We start from the raw sequence: 12308 nt of genomic DNA on the forward strand, positions 1-12308 counted from the left end.
GTTCGCACAATGTTTTATGGCGGGTACTTCCAGACACCCGCCGGTTAGGGTTCTCGTATGAAGCTCGAGCTCCGCGGAATCACGAAAAGATTCGGCAGCCTCGTCGCCAACGATCACATCGACCTCGTGGTCGAGCCGGGGGAGATCCACGCTCTCCTCGGCGAGAACGGCGCCGGCAAATCCACTCTCATGAACGTCCTCTACGGCCTCTACCGTGCCGATGAGGGACAGATCCTCCTGGACGACGCCGTCCAGAACTTCCGGGGTCCCGGCGACGCGATGGCGGCCGGCATCGGCATGGTGCACCAGCACTTCATGCTCATCCCCGTCTTCACCGTCGCCGAGAACGTCATGCTCGGCCACGAGAAGACGACCGGCCTCGGCAAGCTCGACCTCGCGCAGGCCCGCGCGCACGTGCGTGCCGTCGCCGATCGGTTCGGCTTCCAGATCGATCCCGATGCTCTCGTCGGCGATCTCCCCGTCGGCGTCCAGCAGCGCGTCGAGATCATCAAGGCGCTCTCCCGTGATGCGAAGGTCCTCGTCTTCGACGAGCCCACCGCAGTCCTCACGCCGCAGGAGACGGACGAGCTCATGGGGATCATGCGACAGCTGCGAGACGAGGGGACCTCCATCGTCTTCATCACCCACAAGCTCCGCGAGGTGCGCGAGGTCGCCGACCGCATCACCGTCGTGCGCCTCGGCAAGATCGTCGGCACCGCGTCACCGACGGCGACCAACGCGGAGCTCGCTTCCCTCATGGTGGGCCGTGCCGTCGAGCTGACCGTCCAGAAGGAGCCGGCGAAGCCGAGCTCCGGCGGCCTCGAGGTGCGTGACCTCCGCGTCCTCACCCCGGGCGGTGCCATCGTCGTCGACGAGGTGTCGTTCGATGTGCGCCCCGGCGAGATCCTCGCCGTCGCCGGTGTGCAGGGCAACGGCCAGACCGAGCTCGTCGAGGCGATCGTCGGCCTCGCCGCCCGCACCGAGGGTTCCATCAGCCTCGACGGCACCGAGCTCGTGGGCAAGAGCGTCCGCAGCATCCTGGACGCCGGTGTCGGCTTCGTCCCCGAGGACCGCAAGGAGGACGGGCTCGTCGGCGGCTTCTCGGTTGCCGAGAACCTCATCCTCGACCGCACCACCGATCCCGCGTTCTCGCGCGGGGGCACCATCCGCCGCGCTGAACTCGACGCGTTCGCGCGTGCGCGGATCGAGGAGTACGACATCCGCACGAGGGGTCCCGAAACCCCCGCGGGCACGCTGTCCGGTGGAAACCAGCAGAAGGTCGTCATCGCCCGCGAGATGAGCCGCGACCTGAAGCTCTTCGTCGCTGCTCAGCCGACACGCGGCGTCGACGTCGGATCCATCGAGTTCATCCACAAGCGCATCGTCGAGACCCGCGACGCGGGCATCCCCGTGATCGTCGTGTCGACGGAGCTCGACGAGGTCACCGCTCTCGCCGACCGCATCGCTGTCATGTACCGCGGCCGCATCGTGGGAATCGTCCCCGGTGACACCCCCCGCGAAACCCTCGGCCTCATGATGGCCGGCGCAACCGACCCGGAGGTGGCTGCATGAGCGGCACGACGCCCGGCGCCGCCGACGCGGCGCATCCCGCTGAACAGCTGCCCGCCGCGAGCGGCCCGCTGACGGGGGAGAAGGAACCGACACAGACGTCGCGTACCGACGTCTTCTTCCGCGAACTGATGCGCGGCAGCGCCGTCACGACGATCCTCGCCTTCGTGCTCGCCATGATCGTCGGCGGTGTGCTCATCGCGGTCACCAACGACGAGGTTCAGCGTACGAGCGGCTACTTCTTCGCGCGCCCCACCGACACGCTCGTCGCTGCCTGGAACGCCATCTACACCGGATACGAAGCGCTCTTCCGCGGCGCCGTGTTCAACCCGCGCGTCGGCGACTTCTCCGCGCAGATCCGCCCGCTGACCAACACGCTCGGATTCGCCGCGCCCCTGATCGCCGCCGGTCTCGGCGTCGCGCTGGCGTTCCGCGTCGGCCTGTTCAACATCGGTGCGCGCGGTCAGATGCTGGTCGGCGCCCTCTTCGCGGGCTTCTTCGCATTCAACCTCGACCTGCCGCTGCTCGTGCACCTGCCCCTCACGCTGCTCGCCGGCATCCTGGGCGGCGCGATCTGGGGCGGTCTCGTCGGTCTGCTGAAGGCGCGCACCGGTGCGCACGAGGTGATCCTCACGATCATGCTCAACTACGTGGCGTACTACCTGCTGCTGTGGATGCTGCGCACCCCGGGTCTCCTGCAGGCCGAGGGCAGCAACCAGCCGCAGTCGCAGCCGACACCCGTGACGGCGCAGTTCCCGGACCTCCTCGGCCCGACGTTCCCGCAGCTGGACTGGGGCTTCGTCATCGTCGTGCTGGCGACCGTCTTCGTCTGGTGGCTCATCGAGCGCTCCAGCCTCGGTCTGCGTATGCGCGCCGTCGGCGAGAACCCGCATGCCGCGCGCGCGGGCGGCATCAACGTCGAGCGCATCTACATCTACGCCATGGTCTTCGCCGGCGGTCTCGCCGGACTCGCCGCCATGAACCAGATCCAGGGCAACGTCACGACCGGCTTCGCGGCGACCATCGACGCCGGCATCGGCTTCGACGCGATCACCGTCGCCCTTCTCGGCCGGAGCCGCGCGTGGGGGACCTTCGCCGCCGGCATCCTGTTCGGCGCACTCAAGGCGGGGTCGTTCTCGATGCAGGCGCAGGGGATCCCGGTCGACATCGTGCTCGTCGTCCAGTCGCTCGTCGTGCTGTTCATCGCGGCGCCGCCTCTGCTGCGTGCGGTGTTCTTCCTCCCCAAGACCGAGATCGAGAAGGCGGACAAGGCGCGAGCCAAGGCCGCGAAGAAGGCGGTGGCGGCATGAGCGCTCCGGCTCCCGCAGTCGAATCCGACGGCACCATTCAGCTGACCGTCGTCAAGGCGCGTCACATCAAGGTGCCGATCGTCTTCGCCGTCGTCGTCTTCCTGATGGCACTGCTGTTCGTCCTCGTCCCCCGAGGGGTCGTCACGACGTTCCGCCTCGGCGACGCGACGTCGTCCATCGCCGTCCCGAACATCGAGGTGCCGACCGGCCCGACGAGCTGGGTGATGGTCGTCGTCCTCGTCCTCCTCACGGCACTTGCCGCGTGGAACGCGTGGAACTACCGTCGGACGCCCCTGTGGCTGACCACGGTCTTCGCCGTCGTCGCCGTCGTCGCCTTCATCGTGTGGGCCGCCGCCGGGGGCGTCTTCCCCGTGACGAGCCTGCTCTTCGGCGCGGTCTCGCTGTCCGTCCCACTGGTGTTCGGAGCGCTCGGCGGTGTCATCGGTGAACGCGTCGGCGTGGTCAACGTCGCCATCGAGGGCCAGCTGCTGCTCGGTGCGTTCTCCGCCGCGCTCCTGTCGAGCATCACGGGCAGCCCGTTCGTCGGCCTGATCGGCGCGATGGTCGGCGGCGTCCTGGTGTCGTTCGTCCTCGCTGCGTTCGCGATCAAGTACCTCGTCGACCAGGTGATCGTCGGCGTCGTCCTGAACGTCCTCGTGACCGGTCTGACCGGCTTCCTCTACGGAGCGCTGCTGGTCCCCAACGAGGACACCTTGAACCGTCCGGAGCGCTTCGGTCGCATCGAGATCCCGCTCCTGAGCGAGATCCCGATCATCGGTCCGGTCCTGTTCAACCAGACCTTCATCGTGTACCTCATGTACGTCACGGTCGCCGTCGTGTCGTGGAGCCTTTACCGCACACGGTGGGGTCTGCGCCTGCGCGCCGTCGGTGAGCACCCCCAGGCGGCGGACACCGTGGGCATCAAGGTCAACACGACGCGGTTCTGGAACGTCTCGCTCGCGGGTGCGATCGCCGGCATCGGCGGCGCCTACTTCACACTCGTCTCGGTGCCGCAGTTCGGCAAGGAGATGACCGCCGGACTCGGCTTCATCGCCCTCGCTGCAGTCATCTTCGGCCGGTGGGACCCGATCCGCGCGACGCTGGCCGCGCTCCTGTTCGGGTTCGCGACGAACCTGCAGAACCAGCTCACCGTGCTGGACACCCCGATCCCCAGCGAATTCATGCTGATGCTGCCGTACGTCGTGACGATCCTCGCGGTCGCCGGGTTCGCCGGGCAGATCCGCGGACCCGCGGCAGCGGGCAAGCCCTACATCAAGGGCTGACACGGGATGCCGCGACCCGCGGCATCCGCTCATCTACAGAGGAAGAAGTCGTGACCGACATCGATTGGGACGAGCTGCGCTCCGCAGCCGTCGAGGCCATGGAGAAGGCGTACGCGCCGTACTCCCGTTACCGAGTGGGCGCCGCGGCGCTTGTGAGCGACGGGCGGATCGTGACCGGCTGCAATGTCGAGAACGCGTCCTACGGCGTCGGACTGTGCGCTGAGTGCGGCCTGGTCGGGAACCTCCACATGACCGGCGGCGGCGAGCTCGTCGCGTTCGTCTGCGTCAACAACGACGGCGAGACGATCATGCCGTGCGGACGTTGCCGACAGCTGCTCAACGAGTTCGCGATCCCCGGGATGCTGCTCGAGACGGTCTCGGGCATCCGAACGATCGACGAGGTCCTGCCGGACGCCTTCGGTCCCCGCGACCTGGAGGCTGCCCGATGAGCGCGGTCGAGGCGTTCGACGCGGTCGACGTCATCCGCACCAAGCGCGACGGCGGTGCCGTCCCCGAGGACGCGCTCCGCTGGATGATCGACGCCTACACGCGGGAGTACGTCGCCGATTCGCAGATGGCCGCGTTCGCCATGGCCGTCCTCCTCAACGGGATGAGCCGCGACGAGATCCGCGTCATGACCGATGCGATGATCGCGTCGGGGGAGCGGATGAGCTTCGCCGGTCTCGGCAAGCCGACCGTCGACAAGCACTCCACCGGCGGTGTGGGCGACAAGATCACCCTGCCGCTCGCGCCGCTCGTCGCCTCGTTCGGCGTCGCCGTGCCGCAGCTCTCGGGCCGCGGCCTCGGCCACACCGGCGGAACGCTCGACAAGCTCGAGGCCATCCCCGGCTGGCGTGCGGCGCTCAGCAACGACGAGATGATCGCGCAGATGCAGGGCGTCGGCGCCGTCATCTGCGCCGCGGGCTCCGGCCTGGCTCCCGCCGACAAGCGGCTCTACGCGCTCCGCGACGTCACCGGGACGGTCGAGGCGATCCCGCTCATCGCGTCGAGCATCATGTCGAAGAAGATCGCCGAGGGCACCGACTCGCTCGTCCTCGACGTGAAGTTCGGCTCCGGCGCGTTCATGCAGGACGTCGACAAGGCCCGTGAGCTCGCCCGCACGATGGTCGCCCTCGGCACCGATTCAGGCGTCGCGACGACGGCGCTGCTGACCGACATGAACACGCCTCTCGGGCTCGCGATCGGCAACGCCAACGAGGTCCGCGAGTCCGTCGAGGTCCTCGCCGGCGGCGGGCCCGCCGACATCGTCGAACTGACCGTGGCCCTCGCTCGCGAGATGCTCGCCCTCGCCGGGCAGCCCGACGCCGACGTGGAGGCGGCGCTCAAGGACGGCCGCGCCATGGACTCGTGGCGTCGGATGATCCGGGCGCAGGACGGCGACCCGGATGCCGCCCTTCCGACGGCGCGCGAGACGCACACCGTCACCGCGACGGAGTCCGGCGTCGTGACCCGGCTCGAGGCCCTCCCGTTCGGGATCGCTGCGTGGCGCCTGGGCGCCGGACGCGCCCGCGCACAGGACCCCGTCATCCATGCCGCCGGCATCGACCTGCATGTCAAGCCGGGCGACACCGTGACCGCCGGACAGCCGCTGTTCACCCTCCTCGCCGAGGATGAGAAGCGTTTCGCGCGGGCCGCCGAGGCGCTCGAGGGCGCCTGGGAGATCGGTGCGGAAGCCCCGGCATCCACCCCGCTCGTCCTCGAGCGCATCACCGCCTGAACCCTCACGACAGGACTGCACAATGGCCATCGATCAGCACGGTGACGCGAAGCTCGAGGGCGTCTCGATCCGCTCCCTCCCGAAGGTGTCGCTGCACGACCACCTCGACGGCGCGTTGCGTCCGCAGACGATCATCGAGCTCGCCGACGAGGCGGGTGTCGAGGTCCCCGAGACGGCGGCCGACGACCTCGCCGACTGGTTCGAGGATCAGTCGGACTCGGGGTCGCTCGTCGAGTACCTGAAGACCTTCGACCTCGCGATCGCCGTCATGCAGACCCGCGACGGGTTGCGACGGGTGGCGAAGGAGTTCGTCGAGGACCTCGCGGCCGACGGCGTCATCTACGGCGAGGTCCGGTGGGCTCCTGAGCAGCACCTGGGCGGCGGATTGAGCCTCGACGAGGTCGTGGAAGCCGTGCAGGAAGGCATCGAGGAGGGCGAGGACGCCGTCGAGGCATCGGGCCGCGACATCCGTGTCGGTCAGCTCATCAGCGCGATGCGCCAGACCGACCGGTCCCTCGAGATCGCCGAGCTCGCCGTCCGCCATCGCGGACGGGGCGCGGTCGGCTTCGACATCGCGGGCCCCGAGGCCGGATTCCCGCCGTCGAACCTGCGCCCGGCGTTCGACTACCTGGCTTCGGCCTTCTTCCCGGCCACGGTCCACGCCGGTGAGGCCGCGGGCCTGGACTCGATCCGCTCCGCGCTGATCGACGGACGTGCGCTGCGCCTGGGGCACGGCGTCCGCATCGCCGAGGACCTCGACGTCGTCGAGCAGAAGGGCGAAGAGGTGCAGGTGCGCTTCGGCGACCTGGCCCGATGGGTACGCGACCGCGAGATCCCGCTGGAGCTGTCGCCGTCCTCGAACCTGCAGACCGGTGCGATCGCCGCATGGGGGACGCAGCTCGAGGATCACCCGTTCGACCTGCTCTACCAGCTCGGCTTCGCGGTCACCGTGAACGTCGACAACCGGACCATGAGCCGCACGTCGCTGACGCGGGAGCTCAAGCTCCTCGCCGACGCGTTCGAGTACACCCTCGACGACCTCGAGGCGTTCCAGCTCAACGCCGCCGCGGCGGCCTTCCTCACGATCGAGGAGCGCGAGGAGCTCATCGAGCTCATCGGCGAGGGGTTCTCGGCCTGACGGGCCCTCGAGGCCCTTTCTGAGCGGCAAGGTCCGCGGACTTTCCGGGCCCGGCTGACGAGCCGGTGCGACACGAGCGGCACTGACGTCGGATTCTCCGCGGTCAGTGCCGCTCGAGCGCGCATCCGATCGCTGTACGGACCTGGTCGCGGTGGTACTGAATGTCCTCCGCGAGCGGGCGGACCGTGGCGTAGCCGAGCGCAGCGGCCGCAAGGTCTCGCCGCCGGTCGCGTTTCTGCGCCTCCCATCCCTCATGGTGGGCGCGGCTGTCGCACTCGATGATCAGCCAGCCCTCCACGACGAAGTCCACCCGACCGACCGTCGCGATCCACACCTGTGTCTCGAAGGCGCAACCGAGTGAACGGAGGATCAGTCGCATGAGGGTCTCGGGCCCGGACTCGGCTGACCTGTCGATGAGGGCACGAAGACCGCGGTGGCGACGCGGGAGCCGCCGGAAGATTTCCGCGATCGAGACCTCGTCGATGTGTCCCAGATGCCAGGCGCTGTCCAGGGAGGCGACGGCGGCGCGCGGTTCCTGGCAGCGGACGGCCGCGACGATCGCGCTGACGATGTCCACTGCTGTCGCGCTCGAGGGCAGCGAAGCGGGCCGCCAATGCCGGACAACGTCAGACTCAGCCGGCAGCAGGCTGCTGCGGTGCGGCGTCACCTGGACGTGCAATCGTGCGTCTGAGAGGACGTACACCCCGAGCGTTCGCAGGAGCGAGACGCAGTCCAGACGGTCACCCGATCGGGCCGCACGGATGAGGTCGGGATGAGCGTCTCCCGGGAGGTAACGGTCCCGACGCACACGCACGAGTCGCTCGGATGCCAGGGCACGGTCGATGTCGCGGCGTCGCATTCCGGCGTCGCGGAGCTGACGTCGCGAGAAGGCATGAGCGGGGTAAGTGGGCGTGGACATGCGACTCACGATGGCGTTTTCCGCGCGGGTCCGGTCGGTTGGGCAGCCGACGTGGGGAGCAGTGGGTCGATCCCGCGCCCGGGGAGGAACCGGCGCCGGCACTGTGCGCGGAGTTCTGTAGCTGCGCCAGATGACATCCCTTGCCGCGAAATTCGCAGTGCGGCGCTGTCCGAGGAGTTTTGTGGCCCAGTGGCCCTTATCAGCCGCGATGGTGTGGGCGGGCGCGGATTCCTCCGCGGTTGCGGCCAGTACGCGAGGGGGAAGGTGGCGGCGAGAGTCGGAGGTGAGCGATTCTCCGCGGCTGTGGTCGCGGGACCTCGTAGCGCAGGTCAGAGGCGTGCGAGCAGGTCCGTGACGGATGCCGTGATGTCGGCCGTCATGTCGGCGTCGTCGATCGTGGGGGTGCCGTCGCCGGCTTGGCGGCCGTAGTCGCCGAACGAGGCGTGCGCGGCGCCGGGGACCTCGACGAACTCGGCGTCGGCAGGCAGCATGTCGCGGGCCGCCTGGATCTTCTCGGGGGTCGACAGGCCGTCCTCCGATCCCGAGATACTGAGCGCCGGCAGGCCGGACTCGGAGAGGTCGTTCGCGCAGTACGAGCCGAACAGGACGAGACCGTCGGCGTCCGGAGCGAGCTGGCACGCCCGCACACCGCCGAGGGAGTGGCCGCCGACGAGCCAGGTGTCCACGCCGGGCGCGGCATCGGTGAACGTCGACAGCGGCCGCGGGTCGAAGAAGGCGAGATTCAGCCAGGGGCGCGTGATGACGACGGTCATCCCGTCCTCCGCGACCAGTCCCGACAGCTTCGCCTCGTACGCCTCGGCCTCTACCTTCGCGCCGGGGATGAAGACGAGCCCGACGGTGCTTTCATCGGACGCGGGCGACATCACGACATTGCCGCCGACGTCGGACACGGTGATGCGATCGTCATCGCGCACCGACGCGAGTGGGCCCGCCTCGGCATCCATCACACCGACCTGGCTCCAGATCACGATGCCGAGGACGCCGGCGACGAGCAGCCCCGCCACGGACAGCAGCACGATCGAGACGACGCGCCGTGCCCGGGAGCGGGGCCGCGTCGACGCGCTCACGCGCTGTAGACGCCGAGCTCGGTCTGCCGCTGGAGGACCTGCTCCTGCACGCGCCCGAACAGGGGGTGGGCCGGCTCGAGACCGGTGACGGATGCCGTGAAAGCCGCGGCATCCTCGGTGCGGATGCGTTCCTGCAGTTCGACGGCCTGCGGGTCGGCGGCGTCCTCGAAGCGCAGCGCCGCAGCGATCGCTGCGATGAGGCCGTCCACTCCGAGACCGCGCTCGGCGGCGGCGGATGCGGGGCCGACGAAGCGCTCGTGACGCGAGAGCTTGCGCAGCGGCTGACGGCCGACGCGCTGCACGGTGTCGGGAAGCGCGTCGTTCGAGAACCGTTCGAGGATCGTCGCACGGTACTCGGCGAGCTCGGTCGGGTCGAGCCCGTGCGCGGCGGCGAGGAACGCGGACGTCTCCTCGAGGGCCTGCTCGACCTTGCTCCGGATGCCAGGGTCCGCCAGTGCGTCCGAGATCCGGGTGATTCCCGCCGCGGCACCGAAGTAGGCGGTCGCGGCGTGGCCGGTGTTGACCGTGAACAGCTTCCGCTCGATGTAGGGGGCGAGGTCGTCGACGAAGTGGGCCCCGGGGATGCTGGGCAGATCGTCGCCGAACGGCCCGCGCTCGATCGCCCACTCGAAGAACGGCTCGACCGTCACGTCGACACCGGCGCCTTCGGGCTGACCGGGAACGATGCGGTCGACGGCGGTGTTGGCGAACACGGCGCGGGTCGAGAGGTCGCCCCAGGCGTCGCCCGCGAGCTTCTCGATCTCGCCGCGAAGGGTGTCGGTGGCGCCGATCGCGTTCTCGCACGCCATGACCTGCAGCGGCTTCGCGTCGGCGGCGCGCCGCGCGAGGCCCTCGAGGATGTGCGGCGCGACGAACGGCAGGATGTTGGGCCCGACCGCGGTCGTCACGACGTCGGCCGAAGCGACCTCGTCGGCGACGGCATCCGGGTCGGCCTGGCTGTTCAACGCGCGGAAACCGGTGACGGTCTTGTCGCCGCCGCCCGGTCCGACCTCGTGGACGGTGTACTCGGACGCCGCGTTGATGGTCTCGACGAGGGTCGGAGCGACGTCGGAGAAGACGAGCTCGTACCCTCCCTCGTGAAGGAGCAGTCCGACGAAGCCGCGCCCGATGTTGCCGGCGCCGAAGTGGACGGCCTTCATGCGTTGTTCACCGTCGCGAGCAGCTGGTAGAGCTCCTCGGGCGTCTGCGCGGCCTTGAGCTTCGCGACCTCGTCGTCTTCGGAGAAGAGGAGTGCGATCTGAGACAGGATCTCGAGGTGCTCGTCACCCTTGCCGGCGATGCCGACGACGAATGAGACGTGCTCGCCGCCCCAGTCCACGCCGCCGTCGTAGCGGACGAAGGAGAGTGCGGAGTCGAGGATGGCCTCTTTCGTCTCGTTGGTGCCGTGGGGGATCGCGAGCTCGTTGCCCATGTAGGTCGAGACGGCGACCTCGCGCTGCTGCATCGCGTCGAAGTAGGCGCTCGTGACGGCGCCGGCGGCCTCGAGGATGTCGGCGGCCTCCTTCATGGCCTGTTCCTGGCTGACGGAGCCGGAGTGGATGCGGATCTGGCCGAGGGTGAGGACTTCGCGAGCCATGACGTTCTCCTTCTGAGGGGGTGGAAAAAAGGATGCTGCGGGGTCGGGACCATTGTTCCCGACCCCGCAGCGCTGTGCATCAGGCGTCGCCGCGCTGGCGACGCACCATCTCGACGACCTCGTCGTACTTCGGCGAGTTCATGAAGTTGTCGACCGAGACGTGCACCGAGTCGGGGGTGACTCCGCGCGCGCGGTCGGTCAGCTGCTGCTGGGTGATGACCAGGTCGGCCGACGGGTCGAGGTTCGCGATCGCCTTGTTGGTGACCGTGACGCCCTCGACGCCCGCCTTCTTGAACTTGTTGCGGAGGACGCTCGCGCCCATCGCGGACGAGCCCATGCCGGCGTCGCAGGCGAACACGACGTTGGTGATCTCGCGCTCGGCGACGGCGGTCTCGGCCGGGGCGGATGCCGCGGCTGCTGCGTCCGTCGTCGCGGCGGGAGCCGTGGCTGAACCGCGCAGGCCCGAGAGGGCGTCGGACTTCTTGCCCTTGTTGGCCTCGGTCTGCGAGACCGCGGCGGCGAAGGAATCAGTGCCGAGCTCGGCGGCAGCCAGATCGCGCTTGCGCGAAGCGCGCAGGATGATCGAGGCGACGATGAACGTCACCGCAGCCGACAGGATCACCGAGAGGATGACGCCGACGTAACTGTCGCTCGCGGTCTGGGCCAGCACAGCGATGATGCTGCCTGGAGCCGCAGGTGCGCGCAGGCCCGCACCGAGCAGCATGTTCGTCGTCACGCCCGTCATGCCGCCCGCGATGAGCGCGACGATGAGAACCGGCTTCATGAGCGCGTACGGGAAGTAGACCTCGTGGATGCCGCCGAGGAACTGGATCACCGCGGCGCCCGGAGCCGATGCGCGAGCCGCACCGATGCCGAAGAACGTGAACGCGAGAAGCAGGCCGAGACCGGGGCCGGGGTTCGCCTCGAGCAGGAACAGGATCGACTTGCCCTGCTCAGCCGACTCGGAGATTCCGAGCGGGGTGAGCACGCCGTGGTTGATGGCGTTGTTCAGGAAGAAGACCTTGGCGGGCTCGATGATGATGCTGGTCAGGGGCAGCAGGTTCGTGTCGACGAGGAAGTTCACCGCGTTCGACAGAACCGTCATGATGCCGTTGACGAGCCAGGCGACGGGGTAGAACCCGATGACGGCCATGATGAAGCCCCAGATGCCCGCTGAGAACATGTTCACGAGCATCTCGAAGCCCGCCCGGATCTTGCCCTCCCAAAGCGAGTCGAGCTTCTTCATGGTCCAGGCGGCGAGCGGGCCGAGGATCATCGCACCGATGAACATGTGCACCTTGCCGAGCTCGGACGCATCCGGGTTCGCAGCCAGGAGCGCGGCGTTGAAGTTGTTGATGATGAGGTCGGAGCCGGCGATGGCGCCCATCGTCGCGATGGCGCCGACGACACCGCCGCGCTGCCGGTAGATCATGTAGCCGCCCGTGTAGGCGATGATCAGCGGCAGCAGGTAGTGGATGAACGGGTCCACGAGCGTCGCCAGGTCCGCGTTGGGCGTCCAGCCCACGGGAATGAAAAAGGCGGTGATGATGCCCCACGCGATGAGCGCGGGGATGTTCGGCATGATCATGCCCGAGAGGAACGTGCCGAATCGCTGAACGGCGACGCGTGCTCCTCCCCGGGTCTGTGCCGGAGACGTCGTTGTCAT

The 12308-nt window shown here is 68.8% G+C and carries 11 protein-coding genes; 6 read left to right on the plus strand and 5 right to left on the minus strand.

The annotated features are described in order from the left end of the window. Window positions 1–57 precede the first annotated feature (57 nt). From ACIQLK_RS12205 to ACIQLK_RS12230, 6 genes are read left to right on the plus strand one after another with little or no spacing between them, the layout of a single operon-like run. Window positions 58–1572, plus strand: a complete 1515-nt coding sequence (locus ACIQLK_RS12205) for an ABC transporter ATP-binding protein (protein ID WP_400365067.1) — start codon at window positions 58–60, stop codon at window positions 1570–1572. Next, a complete protein-coding gene (locus tag ACIQLK_RS12210; protein ID WP_400365068.1) occupies window positions 1569–2879 on the plus strand; it encodes an ABC transporter permease in 1311 nt (436 codons plus the stop codon). The genes ACIQLK_RS12205 and ACIQLK_RS12210 overlap by 4 nt, the downstream gene beginning before the upstream one ends. Then, on the plus strand, window positions 2876–4162 hold the full coding sequence (locus ACIQLK_RS12215) for an ABC transporter permease (RefSeq protein ID WP_400365069.1): 1287 nt from the start codon (window positions 2876–2878) through the stop codon (window positions 4160–4162). Before ACIQLK_RS12210 ends, ACIQLK_RS12215 begins: the two co-directional genes overlap by 4 nt. 23 nt (window positions 4163–4185) lie before the next feature. Then, on the plus strand, window positions 4186–4611 hold the full coding sequence (locus ACIQLK_RS12220; protein ID WP_081626489.1) for a cytidine deaminase: 426 nt from the start codon (window positions 4186–4188) through the stop codon (window positions 4609–4611). Beyond that, window positions 4608–5900, plus strand: a complete 1293-nt coding sequence (locus ACIQLK_RS12225; RefSeq protein WP_400365070.1) for a thymidine phosphorylase — start codon at window positions 4608–4610, stop codon at window positions 5898–5900. Before ACIQLK_RS12220 ends, ACIQLK_RS12225 begins: the two co-directional genes overlap by 4 nt. Window positions 5901–5922: 22 nt before the next feature. Next, on the plus strand, window positions 5923–7038 hold the full coding sequence (locus ACIQLK_RS12230; RefSeq protein ID WP_400365071.1) for an adenosine deaminase: 1116 nt from the start codon (window positions 5923–5925) through the stop codon (window positions 7036–7038). 103 nt (window positions 7039–7141) lie between these two features. Here ACIQLK_RS12230 and ACIQLK_RS12235 read toward each other — a convergent pair whose 3' ends face one another. The 5 genes from ACIQLK_RS12235 to ACIQLK_RS12255 all read right to left on the minus strand — a co-directional run bounded on the left by ACIQLK_RS12235 (window position 7142) and on the right by ACIQLK_RS12255 (window position 12308). Continuing rightward, complete coding sequence (locus ACIQLK_RS12235; protein ID WP_400365072.1) at window positions 7142–7957, minus strand: endonuclease domain-containing protein; 816 nt, start codon at window positions 7955–7957, stop codon at window positions 7142–7144. A gap of 329 nt (window positions 7958–8286) precedes the next feature. Next, entirely contained in the window at window positions 8287–9045 is a 759-nt protein-coding gene (locus ACIQLK_RS12240) for an alpha/beta hydrolase (protein ID WP_400365073.1), read from the minus strand. Further along, window positions 9042–10205, minus strand: a complete 1164-nt coding sequence (locus ACIQLK_RS12245) for a mannitol-1-phosphate 5-dehydrogenase (protein WP_400365074.1) — start codon at window positions 10203–10205, stop codon at window positions 9042–9044. The genes ACIQLK_RS12240 and ACIQLK_RS12245 overlap by 4 nt, the downstream gene beginning before the upstream one ends. After that, window positions 10202–10642, minus strand: a complete 441-nt coding sequence (locus tag ACIQLK_RS12250) for a PTS sugar transporter subunit IIA (RefSeq protein ID WP_091356022.1) — start codon at window positions 10640–10642, stop codon at window positions 10202–10204. The genes ACIQLK_RS12245 and ACIQLK_RS12250 overlap by 4 nt, the downstream gene beginning before the upstream one ends. Before the next feature lie 79 nt (window positions 10643–10721). Beyond that, the gene (locus ACIQLK_RS12255) at window positions 10722–12308 is read right to left on the minus strand and encodes a PTS mannitol transporter subunit IICB (protein ID WP_400365075.1); all 1587 of its coding nucleotides are present in this window, start codon (window positions 12306–12308) and stop codon (window positions 10722–10724) included.

Origin of the sequence: Microbacterium sp. NPDC091382 (assembly GCF_044757025.1) — a bacterium.
Classification (GTDB): Bacteria; Actinomycetota; Actinomycetes; order Actinomycetales; family Microbacteriaceae; genus Microbacterium.

Bases quoted from the DNA above. Each gene is read 5' to 3' on its own strand.
- ACIQLK_RS12205 (WP_400365067.1), top strand. From the start codon at position 58: ATGAAGCTCGAGCTCCGCGGAATCACGAAAAGATTCGGCAGCCTCGTC.
- ACIQLK_RS12210 (WP_400365068.1), top strand. From the start codon at position 1,569: ATGAGCGGCACGACGCCCGGCGCCGCCGACGCGGCGCATCCCGCTGAA.
- ACIQLK_RS12215 (WP_400365069.1), top strand. From the start codon at position 2,876: ATGAGCGCTCCGGCTCCCGCAGTCGAATCCGACGGCACCATTCAGCTG.
- ACIQLK_RS12225 (WP_400365070.1), top strand. From the start codon at position 4,608: ATGAGCGCGGTCGAGGCGTTCGACGCGGTCGACGTCATCCGCACCAAG.
- ACIQLK_RS12230 (WP_400365071.1), top strand. From the start codon at position 5,923: ATGGCCATCGATCAGCACGGTGACGCGAAGCTCGAGGGCGTCTCGATC.
- ACIQLK_RS12235 (WP_400365072.1), bottom strand. From the start codon at position 7,957: ATGTCCACGCCCACTTACCCCGCTCATGCCTTCTCGCGACGTCAGCTC.
- ACIQLK_RS12245 (WP_400365074.1), bottom strand. From the start codon at position 10,205: ATGAAGGCCGTCCACTTCGGCGCCGGCAACATCGGGCGCGGCTTCGTC.
- ACIQLK_RS12250 (WP_091356022.1), bottom strand. From the start codon at position 10,642: ATGGCTCGCGAAGTCCTCACCCTCGGCCAGATCCGCATCCACTCCGGC.
- ACIQLK_RS12255 (WP_400365075.1), bottom strand. From the start codon at position 12,308: ATGACAACGACGTCTCCGGCACAGACCCGGGGAGGAGCACGCGTCGCC.